This is a genomic window from Mycobacterium paraense (assembly GCF_002101815.1).
Lineage (GTDB): Bacteria > Actinomycetota > Actinomycetes > Mycobacteriales > Mycobacteriaceae > Mycobacterium > Mycobacterium paraense.
In genome coordinates, this window is sequence record NZ_LQPM01000023.1 from 211,304 (window position 1) to 233,995 (window position 22,692).

General features: G+C 69.8%; 22 protein-coding genes. 12 read left to right on the forward strand and 10 right to left on the reverse strand.

The window, feature by feature from the left end:
* Positions 1-14: 14 nt before the first annotated feature.
* The 6 genes from AWB89_RS18220 (at position 15) to purM (ending at position 7,016) form a co-directional block, all read left to right on the forward strand.
* Positions 15-803: a helix-turn-helix domain-containing protein gene (locus tag AWB89_RS18220; RefSeq protein WP_085175547.1), complete on the forward strand. Its 789-nt coding sequence runs from the start codon at positions 15-17 to the stop codon at positions 801-803.
* A gap of 18 nt (positions 804-821) precedes the next feature.
* Entirely contained in the window at positions 822-3,122 is a 2,301-nt protein-coding gene (gene purL, locus AWB89_RS18225; protein WP_085175549.1) for a phosphoribosylformylglycinamidine synthase subunit PurL, read from the forward strand.
* A 39-nt stretch (positions 3,123-3,161) separates the two neighbouring features.
* Positions 3,162-3,782 carry an Rv0804 family intramembrane glutamic endopeptidase gene (locus AWB89_RS18230; protein WP_085175551.1) on the forward strand — a complete coding sequence of 207 codons (621 nt, stop codon included), beginning with the start codon at positions 3,162-3,164 and terminating at the stop codon, positions 3,780-3,782.
* 4 nt (positions 3,783-3,786) lie between these two features.
* Positions 3,787-4,188: a sterol carrier family protein gene (locus AWB89_RS18235; protein ID WP_085175553.1), complete on the forward strand. Its 402-nt coding sequence runs from the start codon at positions 3,787-3,789 to the stop codon at positions 4,186-4,188.
* A gap of 126 nt (positions 4,189-4,314) precedes the next feature.
* Positions 4,315-5,850, forward strand: coding sequence for an amidophosphoribosyltransferase (gene purF / locus AWB89_RS18240; protein ID WP_085095583.1), 1,536 nt, complete (start codon positions 4,315-4,317; stop codon positions 5,848-5,850).
* A gap of 71 nt (positions 5,851-5,921) precedes the next feature.
* A complete protein-coding gene (gene purM, locus AWB89_RS18245; RefSeq protein WP_085095581.1) occupies positions 5,922-7,016 on the forward strand; it encodes a phosphoribosylformylglycinamidine cyclo-ligase in 1,095 nt (364 codons plus the stop codon).
* A 50-nt stretch (positions 7,017-7,066) separates the two neighbouring features.
* Here purM and AWB89_RS18250 read toward each other — a convergent pair whose 3' ends face one another.
* Complete coding sequence (locus AWB89_RS18250; protein WP_085095579.1) at positions 7,067-7,243, reverse strand: DUF3073 domain-containing protein; 177 nt, start codon at positions 7,241-7,243, stop codon at positions 7,067-7,069.
* A gap of 147 nt (positions 7,244-7,390) precedes the next feature.
* Entirely contained in the window at positions 7,391-8,473 is a 1,083-nt protein-coding gene (gene ygfZ, locus AWB89_RS18255; protein ID WP_085175555.1) for a CAF17-like 4Fe-4S cluster assembly/insertion protein YgfZ, read from the reverse strand.
* Positions 8,474-8,534: 61 nt separating this feature from the next.
* Between ygfZ and AWB89_RS18260 the strand changes: the two genes are divergently transcribed.
* Positions 8,535-9,401, forward strand: a complete 867-nt coding sequence (locus AWB89_RS18260) for an aminodeoxychorismate lyase (protein ID WP_142282570.1) — start codon at positions 8,535-8,537, stop codon at positions 9,399-9,401.
* A 238-nt stretch (positions 9,402-9,639) separates the two neighbouring features.
* Here AWB89_RS18260 and AWB89_RS18265 read toward each other — a convergent pair whose 3' ends face one another.
* The 8 genes from AWB89_RS18265 to lmeA all read right to left on the reverse strand — a co-directional run bounded on the left by AWB89_RS18265 (position 9,640) and on the right by lmeA (position 17,556).
* On the reverse strand, positions 9,640-11,178 hold the full coding sequence (locus tag AWB89_RS18265) for a sensor domain-containing protein (protein ID WP_085175559.1): 1,539 nt from the start codon (positions 11,176-11,178) through the stop codon (positions 9,640-9,642).
* A gap of 69 nt (positions 11,179-11,247) precedes the next feature.
* Positions 11,248-13,590, reverse strand: a complete 2,343-nt coding sequence (locus AWB89_RS18270; RefSeq protein ID WP_085175561.1) for a RyR domain-containing protein — start codon at positions 13,588-13,590, stop codon at positions 11,248-11,250.
* An 80-nt stretch (positions 13,591-13,670) separates the two neighbouring features.
* Positions 13,671-14,318: a heme-binding beta-barrel domain-containing protein gene (locus AWB89_RS18275; protein WP_085095569.1), complete on the reverse strand. Its 648-nt coding sequence runs from the start codon at positions 14,316-14,318 to the stop codon at positions 13,671-13,673.
* 143 nt (positions 14,319-14,461) lie between these two features.
* The gene (locus tag AWB89_RS18280; RefSeq protein ID WP_067883672.1) at positions 14,462-14,764 is read right to left on the reverse strand and encodes a DUF1416 domain-containing protein; all 303 of its coding nucleotides are present in this window, start codon (positions 14,762-14,764) and stop codon (positions 14,462-14,464) included.
* A gap of 1 nt (position 14,765) precedes the next feature.
* Positions 14,766-15,599, reverse strand: coding sequence for a sulfurtransferase (locus tag AWB89_RS18285; protein WP_085095567.1), 834 nt, complete (start codon positions 15,597-15,599; stop codon positions 14,766-14,768).
* 37 nt (positions 15,600-15,636) lie between these two features.
* A complete protein-coding gene (locus AWB89_RS18290; protein WP_085175563.1) occupies positions 15,637-16,110 on the reverse strand; it encodes a DUF4395 domain-containing protein in 474 nt (157 codons plus the stop codon).
* Positions 16,111-16,330: 220 nt separating this feature from the next.
* The gene (locus AWB89_RS18295) at positions 16,331-16,747 is read right to left on the reverse strand and encodes a thioredoxin family protein (RefSeq protein ID WP_085175565.1); all 417 of its coding nucleotides are present in this window, start codon (positions 16,745-16,747) and stop codon (positions 16,331-16,333) included.
* Positions 16,744-17,556, reverse strand: a complete 813-nt coding sequence (gene lmeA, locus AWB89_RS18300; protein WP_085095562.1) for a mannan chain length control protein LmeA — start codon at positions 17,554-17,556, stop codon at positions 16,744-16,746. Before lmeA ends, AWB89_RS18295 begins: the two co-directional genes overlap by 4 nt.
* A 175-nt stretch (positions 17,557-17,731) precedes the next feature.
* On the opposite strand from lmeA, the gene AWB89_RS18305 reads away from it, so the two are divergent.
* The 5 genes from AWB89_RS18305 (at position 17,732) to pstA (ending at position 22,692) form a co-directional block, all read left to right on the forward strand.
* Positions 17,732-18,505, forward strand: a complete 774-nt coding sequence (locus AWB89_RS18305) for a winged helix-turn-helix transcriptional regulator (protein ID WP_085175567.1) — start codon at positions 17,732-17,734, stop codon at positions 18,503-18,505.
* Entirely contained in the window at positions 18,502-19,425 is a 924-nt protein-coding gene (mshD, locus tag AWB89_RS18310) for a mycothiol synthase (RefSeq protein WP_085175569.1), read from the forward strand. Before AWB89_RS18305 ends, mshD begins: the two co-directional genes overlap by 4 nt.
* A gap of 149 nt (positions 19,426-19,574) precedes the next feature.
* Positions 19,575-20,699, forward strand: coding sequence for a phosphate ABC transporter substrate-binding protein PstS (gene pstS, locus AWB89_RS18315; RefSeq protein WP_139830583.1), 1,125 nt, complete (start codon positions 19,575-19,577; stop codon positions 20,697-20,699).
* Between the two features lie 38 nt (positions 20,700-20,737).
* Positions 20,738-21,781, forward strand: coding sequence for a phosphate ABC transporter permease subunit PstC (gene pstC, locus AWB89_RS18320; protein ID WP_085095554.1), 1,044 nt, complete (start codon positions 20,738-20,740; stop codon positions 21,779-21,781).
* Positions 21,778-22,692, forward strand: coding sequence for a phosphate ABC transporter permease PstA (pstA, locus tag AWB89_RS18325; protein ID WP_085095552.1), 915 nt, complete (start codon positions 21,778-21,780; stop codon positions 22,690-22,692). The genes pstC and pstA overlap by 4 nt, the downstream gene beginning before the upstream one ends.

Genomic DNA, 22,692 nt, shown 5'->3' on the forward strand with positions numbered 1-22,692 from the left:
GTTACCGTGGCTTCGTGAGCCACGCGGCGGTAGGCGCGCTGTTGCGCGAATGGCGGGAGCGCCGACGGGTCAGTCAGCTCGACCTGTCGCTGGCCGTGGGCGTGTCGGCGCGGCACCTGAGCTTCATCGAAACCGGGCGTTCGCGCCCTAGCCCCGAGATGGTGCTCGCCCTCGCCGAGGGCCTCGAGGTTCCGCTGCGGGAGCGCAACACGCTGCTGCTCGCGGCCGGGTTCGCGCCCCGCTACCAGTCGCGGTCGCTGGAGGATGCCGCGCTGTCCCCGGCGCGCGACGCGGTGCAGCGCCTCCTCGACGCCCACGACCCGTACCCCGGCATCGTAATCGACCGGTGCTGGAACATCGTGGGCGCCAATGCCGCGGCGTCGGCGCTCACCGCGGGTCTGCCCGACGATCTGCTCGGCCCGCCCGCCAACGTCTATCGGCTTTCGCTGCACCCCGACGGCCTCGCCGGGCGGACCCTGAACTTCCCAGAATGGGCGGGCTACCTGCTGCACCAGTTGCGGCGCACGATCGCGCTCACCGGCGACCCGGGGTTGCAGGCGCTCGACGAGGAGGTGCGCGGGTATCCGGGCGTGGCGGGCGCCGCCAGGGCGTGGCGCTCGCCGGCCGATGCCTCCTCGCTGCTCGTTCCGTTCGAGCTCGACGCGGGCGGCGGGAAACGGGTGTCGATGTTCACGACGCTGACGACGTTCGGGACGCCGCTCGACGTCACGCTCGCCGAGCTCGCGGTCGAGCTGTTCTATCCGGCCGACGCCGAAAGCGCCAGCCTGCTGCGCGGCAGGTAGCGCTCTTACACTGTTCGGGTGACTGTCTCCGGGACGAGCGCGCGCACCCACACCCTCGACACCGTCGAACACGCCGCGACCACCCCCGACCAACCGCAACCGTTTCACGAGCTCGGCCTCAAGGACGACGAGTACCAGCGGATTCGCGAGATCCTGGGCCGCAGGCCGACCGACACCGAGTTGGCGATGTACTCGGTGATGTGGAGCGAGCACTGCTCGTACAAGTCCTCGAAGGTGCACCTGCGCTACTTCGGCGAGACCACCACCGACGAGATGCGCGCAGGCATGCTGGCCGGCATCGGCGAGAACGCCGGCGTCGTCGACATCGGCGACGGCTGGGCCGTCACGTTCAAGGTGGAATCGCACAACCACCCGTCCTACGTCGAGCCGTACCAGGGCGCGGCCACCGGCGTGGGCGGCATCGTCCGCGACATCATGGCCATGGGCGCGCGGCCGGTCGCCGTGATGGACCAGCTGCGGTTCGGTGCCGCCGATGCGCCCGACACCCGCCGCGTGGTCGACGGCGTGGTCCGCGGCATCGGCGGCTACGGCAACTCGCTGGGCCTGCCCAACATCGGCGGCGAGACGGTCTTCGACGCGTGCTACGCCGGGAACCCGTTGGTGAACGCGATGTGTGTGGGCGTATTGCGGCAGGAGGACCTGCATTTGGCGTTCGCCTCCGGCACCGGCAACAAGATCATCCTGTTCGGCGCGCGCACGGGCCTCGACGGCATCGGCGGGGTGTCGGTGCTGGCGTCGGACACCTTCGATGCGGAAAACTCCCGCAAGAAGCTGCCCTCGGTCCAGGTGGGCGACCCGTTCATGGAGAAGGTGCTCATCGAGTGCTGCCTCGAGCTGTACGCAGGCGGCCTGGTGATCGGCATCCAGGACCTCGGTGGGGCCGGATTATCCTGCGCCACTTCAGAATTGGCGTCGGCCGGCGACGGTGGGATGGCGGTCGAACTGGACACGGTCCCGCTGCGGGCCAAGGAGATGACGCCCGCCGAGATCCTGTGCAGCGAGTCCCAGGAGCGCATGTGCGCGGTGGTCGCGCCGGAGAACGTGGACGCCTTCATGGCGGTGTGCCGCAAGTGGGAGGTGCTGGCCACCGTCATCGGCGAGGTCACCGACGGCGACCGGTTGCGGATCACCTGGCGCGGCGAGACGGTCGTCGACGTGCCGCCGCGCACCGTGGCCCACGAAGGACCGGTGTATCAGCGCCCCGTCGCGCGGCCCGAATCGCAGGACGCCCTGAACGCCGACCGCTCCACGAGCCTGCCGCGTCCTTCCACCGGCGACGAGCTGCGCGCGACTTTGCTTGCGCTGCTGGGCAGTCCGCACCTGTGCAGCCGCGCGTTCATCACCGAGCAGTACGACCGCTACGTGCGCGGCAACACCGTGCTGGCCGAGCACGCCGACGGCGGGGTGCTGCGCGTCGACGAGTCGACCGGCCGCGGCATCGCGGTGTCGACCGACGCGTCGGGCCGCTACACGCTGCTGGATCCCTACGCCGGCGCCCAGCTGGCGCTGGCCGAGGCCTACCGCAACGTGGCCGTCACCGGCGCCACCCCGGTCGCGGTGACCAACTGCCTCAACTTCGGTTCGCCCGAGGACCCCGGGGTGATGTGGCAGTTCTCGCAGGCCGTGCGGGGCCTCGCCGATGGCTGTGCGGCCCTTGGCATTCCGGTGACCGGCGGCAACGTGAGCTTCTACAACCAAACCGGGTCGGCGGCGATCCTGCCCACACCGGTGGTGGGCGTGCTCGGCGTCATCGACGACGTCGGCCGGCGCATCCCCACCGGCCTGGGCACCGAACCCGGCGAAACCCTGCTGCTGCTGGGAGATACGCGCGACGAGTTCGACGGCTCGGTGTGGGCGCAGGTGACCGCCGACCACCTGGGCGGCGTGCCGCCCCGCGTCGACCTGGCGCGCGAGAAGCTGCTGGCCGAGGTGCTGGCCTCCGCATCGCGGGACGGGCTGGTGTCGGCCGCGCACGACCTCTCCGAGGGCGGCCTCGCCCAGGCCATCGTGGAATCGGCGCTGGCGGGTGAAACCGGTTGCCGCATCTTGCTTCCCGAGGACGCCGATCCCTTCGTCATGCTGTTCTCGGAGTCCGCGGGCCGGGTGCTGGTGGCGGTGCCGCGCACCGAGGAAAGCCGGTTCCGCTCAATGTGCGAGGCGCGCGGGCTGCCCGCGGTGCGCATCGGCGTGGTCGATCAGGCCTCGGACGCGGTGGAGGTGCAGGGCCTGTTCACGGTGTCCCTGGCGGAACTGCGCGAGACGTCCGAGGCGGTGCTGCCGCGCCTCTTCGCGCATTGACTCTGCGCTGACGGCGCGGGCTACCCGCACTTCTTCGCCATGAACGCAGAGTCAACCGCAACGCGCGACGCGCTGGCCTTAGCAGCCGGCCTGGTCGGCTGGAGCTTTGTGAGCCCGCGGCTGCCGCCCGCCTGGCGCGTCACCCTGCAGGCTGCCGTGGGCGCGCTGCTGACCCGCGCCACCCGCGCGCCGCTGGGCCTGCGCCCGCCGCGGCTGTGGGCGGGGGCACGGTTGGGATCGGTGGCCGGTGTGGGCGTCGCGGGCGCGATCGCCGCCACGACCGCGCTGCCCGCGGTGCGAACCGCGATGGCCGCCCGCGAGCCACCGGCAGCCGCCCCCGCATGGCTGCTGTTGCGCATTCCCATCGGCACCGTCTGGGCCGAGGAGGCCACCTTCCGCGCCGCACTGGCCGGCGCGGGTGCCCGAGCCTTCGGACGGCCCGGCGGACGGCTGCTGCAGGCCGCGGCGTTTGGCCTATCCCACATCCCGGACGCGCGGGCGACGGGTCAGCCCGTGACCGCCACCGTGCTGGTCACCGGAATCGCCGGGTGGGCGTTCGGCTGGCTGGCCGATCGCTCCGGCAGCCTCGCCGCGCCGATGCTGGCGCACCTGGCGCTCAACGAGGCCGGCGCTGTCGCCGCGCTGACCGTGCGACCCTAGGGGCATGGCCGCCCGCCAACCACCCGATCGGGCAAAGACCCGTCAGGCGGTGCTGGCCGTAGTGGACTGGTTGCGCGACGAATCGCGCGCGGCGCCCGACCGGGACGCCCTGGCGGCCGCGGTCCGGCTCACGGCGCGCACGCTGGCGACGATCGCGCCCGGCGCCAGCGTCGAGGTCCGGGTCCCGCCTTTTGCCGCCGTCCAGTGCGTCGCGGGACCCCGCCACACCCGCGGCACACCACCGAACGTCGTGGAGGCCGACCCGCGCACCTGGCTGCTGCTGGCCACCGGCCTGGTGTCGCTCGAGGAGGCTAAGACCGCCGGGGCGCTGACGCTGTCGGGCTCCCGGGCGGGTGAGATCGGCCACTGGCTGCCCTTGTTCGACGTGGGCGAAATACAAGTCTGAACTGCAGGTTTAGGGTTGTGCGGTGCATTTTTCGGTGCGCAACACGCCCGACGGATTGGGCGCGCCGCCCGACCGGGCCGTAGACTCCGTTACGTCACCAATCGTTCGCCAGGGAGCCGCCGAACCGTGACCGTCGCTGGAGCCGAAGCACCCGAGTCGGATTTCAATTCCCCCCGTGAAGAGTGCGGCGTATTCGGGGTCTGGGCCCCGGGCGAAGAAGTCGCCAAACTCACCTACTACGGCCTGTACGCGCTGCAGCATCGCGGGCAGGAAGCCGCGGGCATCGCCGTCGCCGACGGATCCCAGGTGCTGGTCTTCAAAGACCTCGGCCTCGTCAGCCAGGTGTTCGACGAGCAAACGCTGGCCGCGATGCAGGGCCACGTCGCCATCGGGCACTGCCGCTACTCCACCACGGGCGACACCACGTGGGAGAACGCGCAGCCGGTGTTCCGCAACACCGCCGCCGGCACCGGGGTTGCGTTGGGGCACAACGGAAATCTGGTCAACACCGCCGACCTCGCCGCGCGTGCCCGCGAGGCGGGCCTGATCGGCACCCGCTGCCCGGCCCCGGCGACCACCGACTCCGACATCCTGGGCGCGCTGCTGGCCCATGGCGCGGCCGACTCCACGCTGGAACAGGCGGCGCTGGAACTGCTGCCGACCGTGCGCGGCGCCTTCTGCCTGACCTTCATGGACGAGAACACGCTGTACGCGTGCCGCGATCCCTATGGGGTGCGGCCGCTTTCGCTCGGCCGGCTGGACCGCGGCTGGGTGGTGGCCTCCGAAACCGCCGCGCTCGACATCGTCGGCGCCTCGTTCGTGCGCGACATCGAGCCGGGCGAGCTGCTGGCCATCGACGCCGACGGCGTGCGCTCGACGCGGTTCGCCAACCCCGAGCCCAAGGGCTGCGTCTTCGAGTACGTCTACCTGGCCCGCCCGGACAGCACGATCGCGGGCCGGTCGGTGCACGCCACCCGCGTCGAGATCGGTCGCCGGCTGGCGCGCGAATGCCCCGTCGAAGCCGACCTGGTGATCGGTGTGCCCGAATCGGGCACCCCGGCCGCCGTCGGTTACGCCCAGGAGTCCGGCATCCCGTACGGGCAGGGCCTGATGAAGAACGCCTACGTCGGGCGCACCTTCATCCAGCCGTCGCAGACCATCCGCCAGCTCGGCATCCGGCTGAAGCTCAACCCGCTCAAAGAGGTGATCCGCGGCAAGCGGCTGATCGTCGTCGACGATTCGATCGTGCGGGGCAACACCCAGCGGGCCCTGCTGCGGATGCTGCGCGAGGCCGGCGCCCTCGAGGTGCACGTGCGCATCGCCTCGCCGCCGGTGAAGTGGCCGTGCTTCTACGGCATCGACTTCCCGTCGCCGGCCGAGCTGATCGCCAACGCCGTGGAAGACAAAGAGGAGATGCTCGAGGCGGTCCGGCACGCTATCGGTGCCGACACGCTGGGCTACGTCTCGCTGCGGGGCCTGGTCGCGGCCTCCGAGCAGCCCGCGTCGCGGCTGTGCACCGCCTGCTTCGACGGCAAGTACCCCATCGAGCTGCCCGGCGAAAGCGCGTTGGGCAAGAACGTCATCGAGCACATGCTCGCCAACGCCGCGCGCGGCGCCGCGTTCGATGACCTGACGCCCGACGAAGTGCCGATTGTGCGCTGACGCTATGGGTTCGCGTTGCTTGACAGACGCGTGATACCGGCGCGGAGCGCAGCCCGGTAGCCTTTATCGCGATGACGGATCCCGGAAAAAGCCCCGGACGAAACCCGGGCAGCCAGGGCATCACCTACGCGTCAGCCGGGGTGGACATTGAAGCCGGTGACCGCGCCGTGGCGTTGTTCAAACCGCTTGCCACCAAGGCGACCCGACCCGAGGTGCGCGGGGGGCTGGGCGGATTCGCGGGGCTGTTCGCTTTGCGTGGCGACTACCGCGAGCCGGTGCTGGCGGCCTCCACGGACGGGGTCGGTACCAAGCTGGCGGTCGCCCAGGCGATGGACAAGCACGACACCGTCGGCCTGGATCTGGTCGCGATGGTGGTCGACGATCTCGTCGTGTGCGGCGCCGAACCGCTGTTCCTGCAGGACTACATCGCCGTCGGCCGCACGGTGCCCGAACGGCTCAGCGCGATCGTCAGCGGCATCGCCGAGGGCTGCGTGCGCGCCGGCTGCGCGCTGCTGGGCGGCGAAACCGCCGAGCACCCCGGCCTGATGGAGCCGGACCACTACGACATCTCGGCCACCGGCGTCGGCGTCGTGGAGGCCGACGACGTGCTGGGCCCCGACCGGGTCAAACCCGGCGACGTCATCATCGCGATGGGCTCGTCCGGGCTGCATTCCAACGGGTACTCGCTGGCCCGCGCGGTCCTGCTCGAGATCGACCGGATGAACCTGGCCGGCTACGTCGAGGAGTTCGGCCGCACGCTGGGCGAAGAACTGCTGGAGCCCACCCGCATCTACGCCAAGGACTGCCTCGCGCTCGCCGCCGAAACCCATGTCCGGACGTTCTGCCACGTCACCGGCGGTGGGCTGGCCGGCAACCTGCAGCGCGTCATCCCGCCCGGCCTGGTCGCCGAGGTCGACCGCGGCACCTGGACGCCCGCGCCGGTGTTCGCCATGATCGCCCAGCGCGGCCGGGTGACGCGGGAAGAGATGGAGAAGACGTTCAACATGGGCGTCGGCATGATCGCCGTCGTCGCGCCGGAGGACACCGACCGCGCCCTCGCCATCCTGACGGCGCGGCACCTGGATTGCTGGGTGTTGGGCACCGTCTGCAAAGGCGGAAAAGACGGGCCGCGGGCCACGCTGGTCGGGCAACACCCGAGGTTCTGACACAAACTGTGCCGATGCTCAGGGCACCGGCACAGTTTTAAATGAGGGATTCAGCGACGCCAGTCGTCGGGGTCGGCCCAAGATTCGTCTTGGCCGTCGTCGCTGGGTTCGTCGGCGGTCGTGCCCGACAGCTCCTGCTGAAGCCGCTGGAAATCGGTCTGCGGGGAACTGTATTTGAGTTCACGAGCAACCTTGGTCTGCTTTGCCTTAGCCCGGCCGCGGCCCATGGGGGGACCCCCTCGCGCAATAACGGAGCGGCCTAACGAGTAGGCGGCTCCGATCTCTTGGTGTCGTTATTGTCCTGCCGACAGTTTACCGTGCCTTACGGTCGGGCGTCGGTGACCCCTGTCCGCTGTGGCGAACGCCATCGACGATTATCTCGCACCGCCCCGCAACCGTTCAACGGCTAACCTCCCAGCGCCGACGTGTTCGGCGGCGGGCAGCGAATCGGCGTCGATGACCGCCGCGACCGCGCCCTCCGGTCCCGTCGTCAACGACGTGTCGGCCGGCACCCCCCGCTTGAGCAGCGCCAGGGCCACCGGCCCGAGGTCCACGTGCTCGACGACGGTTCCGAGGCGCCCGACGGCCCGACCGCCGGCGCGGACCGCATCACCCGTCGAGGGCCGCTCCACCGAGCCGTCGAGGTGCAACAACACCAGCATCCGCGGCGGCTTGCCCAGGTTGTGCACCCGCGCGACGGTCTCCTGCCCGCGATAGCAGCCCTTGTCCAGGTGCACGGCGGCACCGATCCAGCCGACCTCGTGCGGGATCGTGCGCTCGTCGGTGTCGACGCCGAGGCGCGCGCGCAGCGCCGCCACCCGGTGGGCTTCGTAGGCCCACACCCCCGCCGGGCGCAGACCGGCCCCGGTGAGGCGATCCAGCCAGCCGGGCGCCTCGCCGCGCGGCACCACCAGATCCAGCTCGATCGGGCCCGCGGGCGCGGCGGGCATCCGCCGCGCAAACCCACCCCCGGGGACCGCGACCGCGGTCAGCTCGGCGGGGAGGGCGTCGAGTTCGAGCGCGTCGAGCACCGCGCGGTCGGCCAGCCGCGGACCGAGCAGCGACAGCACGGCCATCTCCGCGCCGGCCGGGGTGACCTCGGACCAGAAGACCATCTTGCGCAGGTAGGCCAGCAGCGGCTCGCCCCGCCAGGGCTCGGTGTCGAGGTACGTCGTGCCGCCCAGCTCGGTCTGGATCCAGTGGTCCTCGACGCGGCCCTGGCCGTCGAGGCTGAGGTTTTGGGTGGTGGCGCCGTCGGGGAGTTCGCTCACATGTTGGGTGGAGATGCTGTGCAGCCAGGTTTGCCGGTCCTTGCCGGTCAGGGTCAGCACCGCGCGGTGGGAGCGGTCGATGACCACCGCCTCGGACTCGGCGGCGCGCTGCTCGCCCAGCGGATCGCCGTAGTGCCAGACCGCGCCGGCGTCGGGCCCGGGATCGGGTGCGGGAACAGCAGTCACACGACAACTCTACGGATTCGGCGCGCGGCTAGGCTTACCGTCCATGGCCGACCAGATGGGTGTGATCGTCACGCTGGACGGCGAGATCCATCCGCCGGGGACGCCACTGCTGCACGCCGACGACCTGGCGGCCGTCCGCGGCGACGGCATCTTCGAGACCCTGCTGATCCGCGACGGCCGGGCCTGCCTGGTGGAGTCGCATCTGCAGCGGCTCACCCAGTCGGCCAAATTGATGGACCTGCCCGCGCCGGACCTGCCCGGTTGGCGGCGCGCCATCGACGAGGCGACGCGCCGGTGGGCCGCGGGCACCGCCGACGAAGGCGCGATGCGCTTGATCTACAGCCGCGGCCGCGAGGGCGGGTCGGCGCCGAGCGCCTACGTGATGGTCACCCCCGTCCCGGACCGGGTGACCGCGGTTCGCCGCGACGGGCTCTCGGCGATCACGCTCGACCGCGGGCTGCCGGCCAAAGGCGCCGATGCCATGCCCTGGCTGCTGGCCGGCGCCAAGACGCTGTCATATGCGGTCAACATGGCCGCCCTGCGGCACGCCGACCGCCAGGGCGCCGGCGACGTCATCTTCGTCAGCTCCGACGGCTACATCCTGGAAGGCCCGCGCTCGACTGTGGTGATCGCCACCGACACCGGCGCGGACGGCGCGCCCTGCCTGCTGACGCCGCCGCCGTGGTACCCGATCCTGCGGGGCACCACGCAACAGGCCCTGTTCGAGGTGGCCCGGGCCAAGGGCTACGACTGCGACTACCGCGCGCTGCGGCCTTCGGATCTGCATGCGGCCCAAGGGATCTGGCTGATCTCAAGCATGACCCTGGCGGCGCGTGTGCACACGCTCGACGGTCGCCGGCTGCTCCGGTCGCCGATCGTCACCGAATTCGCCGAACTGGTGGACGCGGCCATCGTCAGCGATCGCTGAGCGCTGAATTCGGTTGTCGGCTCGAAGAATGGCGGGTAACTTCGGCCGTACACAAGGAAGGAGGTGGTCCGCGAAATTGATAGCTTCATGGACATGTGAGGTGGCTACGCGCTAGCTGCACCGGCTCGGAAGAGTCGGCGTTTTACGCTGGCGAATTCCCCGTAGCCACCCGGCCCCCGAGCTTCCGGTCTGTCCAACCAGGAGCTTTGCTCGGGGGTCGTTCCATGTCATGGGCCGGCTATTGCGCCACCCGGCTGGAGATCTGCTCGGCAATCCGCCCGGCTTGACCGTTCTCGGCCTCGGGCCCGCATGCCAGCACGTCGATCACGACATCGGACGTCGCCCGCAGCACGTGGTGGCAGATGCGGGTACCTTCCGTCTTCGTCCGCCCCTGCGCTATCCGGGGCGGGGCGCCCGCGACGTCGTCGAACTTCCAACCTTCCGTCCGGTTGTTGTAGTTCAGCGTGATCGCTTGGCCGGCGCAGGCCTTCCACTTGTCCGCGGACGCCTGCACGAACGCGCTGGCCTTGTCGGCCGACGGAAATGCCACCACCGATTCGAAGACCCGATGCGTCGGCTCGTCCGCGGCCGTGTGCACGGCCTGGCCGGCCACTGCCAGGTAGCCGCTCCCGCGGTAGGCGGCTTCGGCGATGGGTTCGTAGGCACCCAGGCAGTCCGGAATGGATATCGTCCACCGAGGATTGCGCATTCCGCTGGTTTTGTCGGAGACGACCATGTTGGGGTCGGCGACGACGGCGCCCACATCGGGCGGGCCCAGCAAGAACGAGTCCACCTTCGCGGCGTTCGCGGTGGAATTGGAATTCGCGGCCGCCGGCGCATCGGGGGCGGCAACGGTGTTGGGGTTCGAAGCCGGCTTGGCGGCCGGCCTGCTTTTGCCGCCCTGACTGACCAGCACGACGACCACCGCGATCACGGCGATGACGGCCACAGCCGCTCCGCCGAGAATCAGCAACCTCGTGTTTGAGCCGCCCTGCTTGACCGCGCCGGCGCCGACGGCGGGTCGGCCGGCCGGCTCGGGGTCGGTGCCCGGGGCCGCCGCGGTCGCGGGCGCCGTCTCACCGACGGCCGCCGCCGCGGGCGGGCCCGCCGGCGAACCGTCCCTGGCCTCGATCTCCGCCAGGACGTTGTCGATTTCGGTTCGGGTCCGGTAGGTGACGTCGTGGCGCAGCCGCAGCATGCGCAGCAGCTGCGCGATGTCGCCGCGGGCGCTGGGGTCGTCGCCGTCCTCGTCGAACCCCTGCCTGAGTTCGACCAATAACTGAAGCTGCTGCTGCGGACTGAGTTCCTTCTCGGCCAGCGTGTTGCCCAACCGGGTGATATAGCCGAACGGCACCGGCGGCTCGTCCGGCAGCGGATCCGGCAAGGGCGCGGGCTTGCTTTGCAGCGCGTGCACCGCGGTGACGAGCTGAATGCCGGCGTCGACGGTCGGCTCCCGGTAGTCGATGATCTGCAGCGAGGCAAGGGGATTCACCCGCATGCTGTCGATATCGCCGATCTGAACCGGAAGGATCGGCCGGTTGAGCGCTCGCGCGTAGCGCAGCTCGGCCTGGCTGGGCTTGGACTGCAGCCAGTTGGTCGAGAGCGCGACGATGAACACGTCACACGAGCGGACCTGCTCGAGGATCTTGGCCCACCAGGACTCCCCGCCGCCGAGCTCCTGGTCGAACCACACCTGTTGCTGGCCGCGCCGCAGGGCGGTCGTCAGAGCGTCGACCGTCGGCCTGTCCTGGCTCGAATAACTGATGAACAGCGCCATCGCCGTCTCCTCAAGTGACCGGGCTGTGCGCCGATACCGTATCAGTGATCGCCGCTGTTCGGTGAGCAATCATTCGCGGTCGTCGGCACGGCATTCGGCGTAGCGGCGCGCGAATTCCTCACCGGGAACCGGCCATTGCTCGCCGTCGGATCCGCGCACGACCCAGTCGCCGTCCGCCGCGGCGGTGGCACCCTCCAGGGTGTTGACCGTCTCGCCGGGGCGCGCCGGCCGCGCCTGAACGATGCCCTTCCTGCGCCACCGGCCGTCACCCGCCGGTTCGTAGGTATCCCGAAAGATGTTGTCGCGCACCGACCAAACCTTGCCGTCTTCGCCCACCGCCCAATCGCCGGCGTCGGCTCGCATGGTGTGCCCCGAGTCCGACGTCCAGGTCCACGGTTGGCTGCGCTGCTCGGCGCTGACCGTCCCCGACCTGGTGAAGGTCTGCCACAGTGGGCGTGAACGATAACCCAGCTGGCGCAGGCTCCACAGGGTGGCCGCCAGGCTGCGCACCGCCGCGTTGAGCAGCTCCGGCTTGCTTTCGACCACCGACCAGTCGACCAGCTTGTCGTGGATCTTGCGGGAGTCGTCGCGCTGGGGTCCGTACCTCCAGCCGTTGCGCCGGTAGTAGCGGCACCAGTCCTCGTGCTCCGCCCGCGCCATGCTGATCGCCGCCTGGTGGTCGAAGCCCATCAGCGCAAGTTGTTCCAGCGGCGGTGAATCGGCCATGTCGCGGCCCGACAGCTGGGCCGGCGGAGTGCCCCAGGTGTTCCAGGTGTGTCCGGCGATCTGCTCCACCATCCACAGCGCGTTGCGCACCTGGCGCCGGTTCGAACCGCGATAGAACTCGCTGAGCTCGTCCCACGGCATCGCCGCGGGGGACCGGGGCGCCTCGGGGTCGAGCGTGGCCAGATAGCGCTCGTGGATCAGCCTCGCCGCGCGTTCCCAGGCATCCTGAACCAGGCCCTCGCGGGTGTCCAGGACCAGGGAGTAGGACTGCAGCGAGCCGACGACCTGGATGGCGTCGTCGGCGATGCTCGTGTTGAGATCCGAGGCGAAAACCGGCATTTCGGGGAAGCGGGCGGCCAGCCTGGTGCCGATCGTCGCGGCGAGGGTGTCCACCAGGATCACCGCGCAGGTGGAAGGCTCGGCGTCGCCGAGCAGTCGGAGCATGGTCGGCACCGTCGGCGCCTCGGGCACCGCATCGATCCTCGGGCCGTCGGAGACGAATCCGGCCTGCTGGCGGTAAAACTCGTGGTCGCGCACGTACTCTTCGGCGTCCCTCTCGACCAGGGTGAGCGCCGGCAACGGCACCGCGCCGGGCGGGGTGAAGAAGTCCCGCTCCAGCGCGCGGCGGGTCAGGTCCGCGCACAGCGCCAGCGTCAATTGCGAAGTGCCGCAAATGAATACGCGGCTCGTTCGCCCCGTCGCGATGATGCCGTCAAGCAGCCTGCCGGCGGTGACCTCGTATTTGCCGACGACATCGGCGGCCCATCGGGTGTCGGATCCACCGAATTGCTGGGCGCGCCAAGCCTTCGCCAGCCACGGGTCGTCGATGCGCACGATGAGCGGCAACCGCTGCCGATGATCGAGCTCGGCGAGTCGGCGACTGATCAGCTCCAGCCACAACAAGTTGACCGCCGGGTCGCGCGCCATCAAGTACAGCCGGCCGAGGTTCCGCCACAGGCGCAGCGACACCAGGGTGGCGGGGCTGTTGAAGTCCACCAGCACCACCCGGGCGCCTTGCCTGCGGGCGCGCTGAACCCGGTCGTCGCCGGCGTTGGTGATGACGACCAGCGTGCTGCGCCGGTCCAACGTCCGCGCGACGGCGCTGATCATCGATTGGCTGTCGTCGTCGACGCCGACGATGGCGGTGACGTGCTCGGCGAGGTTGGCGCGCAACCGGTCGACCTGGGACCGGAACACCCCGACCACGACCCCGCCCAAACCGGTGAAGATCGCCGCCAGCGCCACTATCCTGGCGAGCTCCAGCCCGACGGGGGTGGGGCTGGGGCAGGTGTGCCCGCCGACGGAAAAGTCGCTGGTGCTGCCCTTGACCAACTGGGCCGTCGCCATCAGCGGCGTGAAGAACGCGGGGTGGTTGGCGTCGTGACATCCCCAGTAGGAAGTGAGGCCGAGCACCGCGCTCATGGCGATCAGGACGGCGATGACGGTGAACGAAACGCCCACCACGCGATGGCTGCCGCTCGATCGGAAGCTCAGCACGCACGCCGCGATCAGCACGACGATGACGATGGCGAGCGTCGGCATCGAGCCCGGCCGCCCGAACCAGGCCAGCCAGCCGGGCAGCGCGTCGAGGATCGACGGCGCCAGCGCCAGGGCGGCCAGGTAACCGACCAGCAACAAGCTGAGACCGGACACGACCCAGCGAGTTACCTGCCGGGGTCTACCCATCCGCCGACCTCCCTCGCCCGAGCATCGTCGCGGTGATCGCTAGCGACAGAGGTTATCTCGGCCCGCGGCCCTGGAGGTGACTATCCGGCGAACCGCGACAGCCGCGCCGAAAGATGCGGCACCAGACCGCCGTCGGCGTCCACCCGCTCCTCGACGTAGGCCAGGTCACCGCCCTCGACGATGCCGTAGAGCCGCTTGGCGCCGCCGACCAGAACGCCCGACCGACTGCGGGCGAGGGCGTCGGTCACCAACTCCCACGACGACTGGGTGCGCGGCCGCCCGTAGAACAGTTCGACATAGCCGGCCGAATGGGCCAGCAACAGCTCGATGGCCTGCGACTCGGTCGGATCGTCGGGATCGTTGACGAACCGCCAGAAGCCCGTCTCGCGCAACCCTGGCTCTTGGTATTCGCCCTTGTCGTCGAGCCGCCAGGACCGGGCTTCCCAATTCAGGTAGTCGCCGCCGTCGTGGGAGACCACGATCTGCTGACCGAACCGGTAGTCGCCGTCGTGTCCGCGGCCCTCGCCCTCGCCGCGCCACACACCGACCAGCGGCAGCAGCGCCAGCAGCGCGTCGTTGAGGTTGGCGCCTTCGCGCAGATTCGCCGTGTCGGCGGGCACCGGCAGATCGTCGAAGGCGGGGATGTTGCGGGAAGCGGTCACCTTGGCGCGTTCGGCGGCGGCAGCCACCGCGCGGTCACCGGAAGCCGTGGGGTCGTCGGGGCTCACGACTCGTCAGTGATGAGCCGGTAGAGGGTGTACAGCGCGAACCATGAGATGACCACGACCGCTATGACCAGCATGATCTCGAAGAAGAGCACCACGGGAACGAGTCTATTCGTGCCGCGGGCCCGCTGGGACCGGCCGGGCCGTCAGGCGATCTTGACGTCCACCTCGTGAATGCCCGCACCGGACGGCGCCACCACGGCGTCACCGTTGCCGATCGGGGACAGCGCGCGCAGCGTCCAGGACCCGGGCGCGGCGAAGAACCGGAAGTCACCGGTGGCCGACGCGACGACCTCCGCGGTGAACTCGTCCGACGAGTCCAGCAGGCGGACGAACGCGCCACCGACCGCCTGACCGGCGCCGTCCACGACCCGGCCCGTGATCACCGTTTCCTTCTCCAGATCGACGCTGGCGGGCAACGTCAGTCCTTGCTTCGGTCCAGAGCACATATCAGCTTCCCAACTCGATCGGGGCGCCCACCAGGGAGCCGTATTCCGTCCAACTGCCGTCGTAGTTTTTGACGTTTTCGTGGCCGAGTAATTCCCGCAACACGAACCATGTGTGCGACGAACGCTCCCCGATCCGGCAATACGCGATGGTTTCCTTCGTGCCGTCCAGCCCGGCGTCGGCGTAGATCTTCGCCAATTCCTCGTCGGACTTGAAGGTGCCGTCCTCGTTGGCGGCCCGGCTCCACGGCACGTTGATCGCGCCGGGGACGTGGCCCGGCCGCTGGCTCTGCTCCTGCGGCAGGTGTGCCGGCGCGAGGATCTTGCCCGAGAACTCGTCCGGGGAGCGCACGTCGACCAGGTTCTTGACGTTGATGGCCGCGATCACCTCGTCGCGGAAGGCGCGGATGCTGTTGTCCGGCGGGGCCGCGGTGTACGAGGTGGCCGGCCGGTTGACGGTGTCGGTGGTCAGCGGGCGCCCATCGAGTTCCCACTTCTTGCGGCCGCCGTCGAGCAGCTTGACGTCGGCGTGGCCGTACAGCTTGAAATACCAGTAGGCGTAGGCGGCGAACCAGTTGTTGTTGCCGCCGTAGAGGACGACCGTGTCGTCGTTGGAGATGCCGCGGTCGGACAGCAGCTTGGAGAATTGCTGTGCGTCCACGAAATCGCGCTTGACGGGATCCTGCAGATCGGTGCGCCAGTCCAGCTTGATCGCGCCGGCGATGTGGCCGGTGTCGTAGGCGCTGGCGTCCTCGTCCACTTCGACGAAGACGACGTTTCCGGCATCGAGATTGCTCTCGGCCCAGTCCGCGGAGACCAGGACGTCGGAGCGAGCCATGGTGGGTGTTCCTTTCGATTGCTTTCTGACGTTCGGGTTATGCGGGGCTAGAGGGGTCAGCCCGAAAGCGTGCGACCAACGGGTAGAGCTGGCAGCCCAGGCAGATGCCGAAGGCCGCGTTGAGGAAGGCGGCCACCAGCGCGGCCGCGGTGGCGATCAGCCCGAGTACAACGGCGCCGACGGCAAATCCCACGACACCGACGACCGCGAAGATCAGGCCGACGAGCTGGGCGAACTTCAGCGGCGCGACGGGTTCGCGCTCCGTGACGGGCCCCAGCCGGAGGGCGACGACGCGGGCAAACAGCCGCCCGTAGGGGTGGCGGCGGGGCCCGCCGATGGCGCCGACGGCGAAGATCACGGCCTGCGCCCCGAGGACGAGGGCGGCCGCCGCCGGGCTGGCGGCTGAAACGATGAGCGTGAGCAAAAGGACCGCGGACGTGACCCAGGCGGCGAACCTGGGCCCGCGCACGTCGACGCGGTCGGGCTCCACGGCGGTGTTGTTGCTTGGCACGGGGACTACTCCTAGAAATTCTTGTTGCGCGGAAGACGGGTGGAGGCACGCCACGGTAGGGACCGAAGCTGCTCCGAGTGCGCGCAGGGCGCTGCTACTCAGCAGCTACAGCAACAACAACAACAACCCGCGATGCGGCACAGACCGACTGTGCGGCGCGTGGTGAGCATGGGCTCGAAGCGGGCTGACACGTCGGCAAGCTTACCCAATGACGTGCCGCTCAAGCCAACAGAGGCCGCAGCGCCGAACGCAGGTCGGCGGCCTTGGGCACCCCGGAGGCGCGGTATCGCTGTCGACCCTCGACGTCGAAGATCAGCGTGGTGGGCAGCGAGAGCACCGAGAAGCGCCGGGCGGTCGCCGGATTGGCGTCCAGGTCGATCTCGAGGTGGGCTACCTCGGCCAGGTCCTGGCAGACCTGGTCGACCACTCGGCGAACCCGGTCGCAGGGGCCGCACCACGGGGCGCTGAAGTGCACGATGGTCGGCCCGCTCCGAGACAACGCCAGTTCGCCCGCGTCGATCCCGCCGCCCGGATCGGAATGAATCTCGCGGACCCGTCCCGACCTGCGCGTCAACAGCCAGCCGGCGACGGTCGCCACGACGACTGCCCCCACGATCGTCACGAGCACGGTAGTCATGACTGCTTGAACCCCGCGAGGGTGACGGTTACTCCCCGGGTGACCCCTTCGATGATGACGTCGGAGCCGCGCGCACCCTCGGTGGTCGGCCCGACCCCGAACGGCAGCCGCTGGTTGGGCAGCCTTGTGCTGAATGCGCGCAGCACCGCATCCCGCTTGTCGTCCGGGACCGCCTGGTCGGCGGTGTCGGGCCCGGTGAGGACGCCCGTCGGCGTGATCACCAGCGTCGCCGGGTCTTCGGGCGCGATGGAAAGGTCCGCCGAGACGCTGACCCGGTGCTCGAAGCCCGCCGCGTGCGGCGTGCCGCTGAACACCAACCCGTGGCTGTCGGAGATGCCCGATGCGGTGACGCCGCCGGTGGCGGTGTTGGTTTCCCGCGGGGGCGCCTCGACCATCAGATCGCTGATGCCCATGTAGCGGCCCAGGTGCGTCGAGTCGATGATGATGCGGCTCTCCAGCCTGCCCACCGGGAGCTTCGCGTCGGGCCTGATCAGCCACGATGCCTGCGTCAGGTCCACCGAGTACATCGTGGCTTCCAGGGTGGCCGTGCCGACCATCGTGTGATCGACGGCGTTGGCCTTGATCTCCAGCTGGTTGTAGTGGTGGCGCAGCGCCTGCGGGATGAAGGGGAACGCCACGATGGCGACGAACGGGTCGGACCCCAGCTGCGCCACCCTGCGCACGCTGGTCGACAGCCGGTATTCGGCGTAGATGCTGGTCCCGTAGTCGACGCCGACGGCGGCGACGACCGGTACGGCCACGGCGATCGCCGCGGCCGCCGCGCCGATCAGCACCTTCCGCACCCGCACATTGTCGCGTAATCCGCCGGCCGCCGTGTCGCCGGCCGCCCGGTGGCGGGGCTCACACTGCCGCCTACCCCACGCCGAAACGGCAGGTGGCACGTTATCGTTAGATGTCCTGGCAACTAACGCGTCGTGGCGTTACGAAATGGGAGACGCCTTCCCCCCGAGCTGGAGGGGCTAGTTGGAGCTATTACTGCTGACCTCGGAATTGCACCCCGACCCGGTGCTGCCGTCGTTGTCGCTGCTTCCTCACACCGTCCGGACGGCGCCGCCAGAACCATCCTCGTTGCTGGAGGCCGGCACCGCGGACGCCGTGCTGGTCGACGCGCGCACCGACCTGTCGTCCGCGCGCGGCCTGTGCCGGCTGTTGAGCACGGCGGGCCGGTCGGTCCCCGTGTTGGCCGTGGTGAGCGAAGGCGGGCTGGTGGCCGTTAGCGCCGACTGGGGACTGGACGAGATCCTGCTGCCCAGCACCGGGCCCGCCGAGATCGACGCCCGGTTGCGGCTGGTGGTCGGCCGCCGCGGCGGGCTGGCCGACCAGGAAAGCGCGGGCAAGGTCAGCCTCGGCGAGCTGGTGATCGACGAGGGCACCTACACCGCCCGGCTGCGCGGCCGCCCGCTCGACCTCACCTACAAGGAGTTCGAGTTGCTGAAGTACCTGGCCCAGCACGCCGGCCGGGTGTTCACCCGCGCGCAGCTGCTGCACGAGGTGTGGGGCTACGACTTCTTCGGCGGCACCCGCACGGTCGATGTGCACGTGCGGCGACTGCGCGCCAAGCTCGGCCCCGAATACGAGGCGTTGATCGGCACGGTGCGCAACGTCGGGTACAAGGCCGTCCGGCCGGCGCGCGGCCGACCGCCGATCGCGGACCCCGACGAGGCCGAAGCCGATGACGCCGAGTCCGATGCGGAGGATCTGCAACAGCCGCTGGGCGACCCGTTGCGCAGTCAGTGACCTCGCCCGACTGGCGTTCCGCACTCACTGACTCCGAGCAGCAGAGCGTGCGTGAACTCGTCTCGGCCGCAACGGAATTCGACGGGGTAGCGCCCGTCGGGGAGCAGGTGTTGCGCGAACTGGGCCACGACCGCACCGCACACCTGCTGATCACCGGCGCCGAGCCGGGCGCGATCGCGGGCTACCTGAATCTCAGCCCGCCCCGCGACGGAGACGCGGGAATGGCGGAGCTCGTGGTGCACCCCCAGGCCCGCCGGCGCGGTGTCGGCACCGCCATGGTGCGCGCAGCGGTGGCGAAAACCGCTGGGCGCAACCGCTTTTGGGCGCACGGCACCCTCGAGCCGGCCCGGGCGACCGCGGCCGCGCTCGGGCTGATCGCGGTGCGCGAACTCGTCCAGATGCGACGCTCGCTGCGCGACGTCCCGGACTCCGTGCCGCCGGTTCCCGGGGTGGAAATTCGCACCTACCGGGGGACGGCCGACGACGCCGAGTTGCTGCGCGTCAACAACGCCGCGTTCGCCCGACACCCCGAACAGGGCGGGTGGACCGAGGCCGATCTGGCGGAGCGGCGCGCCGAACCCTGGTTCGACCCGGAGGGCTTGTTTATGGCGTTCGGCGCGCCCGACAGCGATCAGGCGGGCAGGCTGCTGGGCTTCCACTGGACCAAGGTGCACCTCGACCGGCCGGGCTTGGGCGAGGTTTACGTCGTCGGCGTCGATCCGGCGGCGCAGGGCCGGCGTCTCGGGCACACGTTGACAGCCATCGGGATTCAATCGCTGGCGCGCCGGCTGGCCGGTGCGGCCGAACCCACCGTGATGCTGTACGTCGAGTCCGACAACGCGGCCGCGGTGCGAACCTACGAGCGCCTCGGCTTTCGCACCTACAGCGTCGACACCGCGTACGCGGTGGCCGGCGCCTGACCGCACGCCGATCGTTCACCCGGCATTCATCTCCACCGACTTCTCTGGACGGCGCCGGCGCATACTTTTGCGGTCAGTTGGCTACCTCCCTTGGGGACGGCCGGCGGTGCCTGCATGCGTCGGGGGGAGCGCGTCAGGAAGCGAGATCGGTGAGGCTCGACAGGGAGGGCAGGTCGCTGGCGGCCGCCGCGCTGGCGCTGGCGATCTGCGGTGCGACACTGACCGGCTGCGGCAGCGACGACAACCGCCGCGGCGCATCGACGGCCGCGATCTCCGGGTTGGCCGGCTCGGAGGGCTGCGCCGGAAAGAGCGGCCTGACGGCGGAGGGCTCGACCGCCCAGCAGAACGCGATGTCGTTGTTCAACCAGGTGTGGGGGCAGACCTGCCCCGGCAAGGCGGTGGCGTACAACCCGACCGGGTCGGGCGCCGGGCGCGAGCAGTTCATCGCGGGCCACGTCGACTTCGCGGGGTCCGACTCGCCGCTGGTGGCCGACCAGATCGGCCCGGCCGCCAAACGCTGCGACGGAAACCCCGCGTGGGACCTGCCCCTGGTCTTCGGGCCGGTCGCGCTGGTGTACAACCTGCCGGGCGTACCGCGGCTCGTCCTCAGCAGTGACGCCCTCGCCAAGCTCCTCAGCGGCAGGATCACCGCGTGGAACGACCCGATACTGGCGGCGCTCAATCCCGGCGTGGCGCTGCCCGACACCAAGATCGTCCCGATCTACCGGGCCGACTCGTCGGGAACGACCGACAACGTCCAGAAGTATTTGACGGCCGCCGCGCCGCAGAGCTGGACCCGGGGGGTGGGCACCGAGTTCCAGGGCGGCGTCGGGGAGGGGGCCACGAAGTCGGCGGGCGTCATCCAGGCCGTGCGGGTGACCGCCGGTGCGATCGGCTACGTCGAGAAGGGGTTTGCCGACCAAGCCGGTGTGCCCTACGCCCTGATCGACACGGGCAACGGCGTGGTTCCGCTGACCAACGACACCGCCGCCAAGGCGATCCAGGCGGCCAGCTTCGTCGCCGACGGCAACGACCTGGTACTCGACCTGGACCCGATGTACACCACCGCGCGCGCCGACGCCTACCCGCTGGTGCTGGCCAGTTACGAGATCGTGTGCTCGAACGGCTACGACGCGGACACTTCGGCGGCGATCAAGTCCTTCCTGAGCGCGGCCGCGACCAAGGGGCAGGCCGGTCTTACGTCCGCCGGTTATGTGCCGTTGCCCGATAAAGTCAAGGAGCGATTGGTTACCGCGATCAGCGCGATCCGGTAACCGGCGGGCGCAAGGAGCGACAGCAGGACTGTGACGGGATCACAGTGATAACGCCAGACCCATCCGCTGCGGGTTCGGGTGCGGTCGTCGCTGCGCCCTTCCCCGAGTCTCCGGTGGTGCCGATCAGCCCGTGGGGGCGTTCCCGGCCGCGCCTGGGGGACAGGGTTTTTCGTCGGCTGGCGCAGGGTTCCGGGGTCCTGATCGTGGTCCTGATCGCCGCGATCGGCGTGTTTTTGTTGCTGCGCGCGATCCCGGCCCTGCAGCGCAACCGGGAGAACTTTTTCACCTACGACGGCAACTGGGTCACCACCGACACCTCGGCCATGCACTTCGGAATCTTCGAGCTGCTCGAGGTGACCGTGTTCGTGTCGGTGTTCGCGTTGATCCTGGCCATGCCGATCGCTTTGGGCGTGGCCCTGTTCATCACGCACTACGCGCCGCGCCGGCTCGCCGCGCCGCTGGCCTACGCGGTCGATCTGCTGGCCGCGGTCCCCTCGATCGTGTACGGCGTGTGGGGCCTCTACGTGCTGGCGCCGCAGCTGCGGCCCGTCGCCACCTGGCTGAACCACACCCTCGGCTGGTGGTTCCTGTTCGCCACCGGCAACGCGTCGGTCGCGGGTGGCGGCACGGTCTTCACCGGCGGGATCGTGTTGGCGGTGATGATCCTGCCGATCATCACCGCGGTCACCCGCGAGGTGTTCATGCAAACCCCGAACGACGAGATCGAGGCGGCGCTGGCCCTCGGCGCCACGCGCTGGGAAGTGATCAAGACGACCGTGCTGCCGTTCGGGCGATCCGGCTACGTCAGCGGCGCGATGCTGGGCCTGGGCCGTGCCCTGGGCGAGACGGTCGCGCTGCTGATCATCCTGCGGGGCACCCAGGCCGCGTTCGGCTGGTCGCTGTTCGACGGCGGCTCGACGTTCGCCACCAAGATCGCGGCCACCGCCTCGGAGTTCAACGACCGATACAAGGCCGGTGCCTACATCGCCGCCGGACTGGTGCTGTTCCTGCTCACCTTCCTCGTCGACGCCCTGGCCCGCGGCGCCGTTGCGGGCGCCCACAACAGGCGGTCCGGCCGATGACCTCGATGCTGGACCGGCCCCTCAAGCCGCGGGCCTTCCCGGGGGTCGGCCGCCGCCGCCGGGCGGCCAACGCCGCGGCGACCGTGCTGATGACGCTGTCGATGGTGATCGCGCTGACACCGTTGGTGTTGGTTCTCGCCTCCGTGATTGCCAAGGGGTTCAAGGCGATTGCCTCCACCGCGTGGTGGACGCATTCGCAGGCGGGCATGACGGCGTTCGTCGCCGGCGGCGGCGCCTACCACGCGACGGTCGGCACGCTGCTGCAAGGGCTGGTATGCGCGGTGATCTCGGTCCCGATCGGAATGCTGGTGGCGATCTACCTGGTCGAGTACGGCGGCGGCACCGCCCTGGGCAGGCTGGCCACGTTCATGGTGGACATCCTCTCCGGCGTGCCCTCGATCGTGGCGGCGTTGTTCATCTACGCGCTGTGGGTGGCGACGCTGGGGCTGCCCCGTTCCGGGTTCGCGGTGTCCCTAGCGCTCGTTTTGCTGATGATTCCCGTGATCGTGCGGGCCACCGAGGAGATGCTGCGGATCGTTCCGATTGACCTGCGTGAGGCCAGCTACGCGCTGGGGATCCCGAAGTGGAAGACGATCGCCAGGGTCGTCGTGCCGACGGGGTTGTCGGGCATCATCACCGGGATCCTGCTGGCGGTGGCTAGAGTGATGGGTGAGACGGCGCCGCTGCTGATCCTGATCGGTTATTCACAGTCGATGAACTTCAACGTTTTCCACGGGTTCATGGGGTCGCTGCCCGGGATGATGTATAACCAGACATCGGCGGGCGCAGGCATCAACCCGGCGCCGACGGATCGGTTGTGGGGTGCGGCGTTAACCCTCATCCTGGTGATCGCGATCATCAATGTCGGGGCCAGGGTGATCGCGAGAAAGTTTGCCCCCAAGAAGGCGTAG

What these genes read in the sequence shown, in the direction of transcription:
- AWB89_RS18270 (WP_085175561.1), bottom strand. Translation starts at nt 13,590, where the DNA reads ATGGGTAGACCCCGGCAGGTAACTCGCTGGGTCGTGTCCGGTCTCAGC.
- AWB89_RS18280 (WP_067883672.1), bottom strand. Translation starts at nt 14,764, where the DNA reads ATGTGCTCTGGACCGAAGCAAGGACTGACGTTGCCCGCCAGCGTCGAT.
- AWB89_RS18235 (WP_085175553.1), top strand. Translation starts at nt 3,787, where the DNA reads ATGGCCGCCCGCCAACCACCCGATCGGGCAAAGACCCGTCAGGCGGTG.
- AWB89_RS18295 (WP_085175565.1), bottom strand. Translation starts at nt 16,747, where the DNA reads ATGACTACCGTGCTCGTGACGATCGTGGGGGCAGTCGTCGTGGCGACC.
- purM (WP_085095581.1), top strand. Translation starts at nt 5,922, where the DNA reads ATGACGGATCCCGGAAAAAGCCCCGGACGAAACCCGGGCAGCCAGGGC.
- AWB89_RS18230 (WP_085175551.1), top strand. Translation starts at nt 3,162, where the DNA reads ATGAACGCAGAGTCAACCGCAACGCGCGACGCGCTGGCCTTAGCAGCC.
- pstA (WP_085095552.1), top strand. Translation starts at nt 21,778, where the DNA reads ATGACCTCGATGCTGGACCGGCCCCTCAAGCCGCGGGCCTTCCCGGGG.
- AWB89_RS18250 (WP_085095579.1), bottom strand. Translation starts at nt 7,243, where the DNA reads ATGGGCCGCGGCCGGGCTAAGGCAAAGCAGACCAAGGTTGCTCGTGAA.
- AWB89_RS18285 (WP_085095567.1), bottom strand. Translation starts at nt 15,599, where the DNA reads ATGGCTCGCTCCGACGTCCTGGTCTCCGCGGACTGGGCCGAGAGCAAT.
- AWB89_RS18265 (WP_085175559.1), bottom strand. Translation starts at nt 11,178, where the DNA reads ATGGCGCTGTTCATCAGTTATTCGAGCCAGGACAGGCCGACGGTCGAC.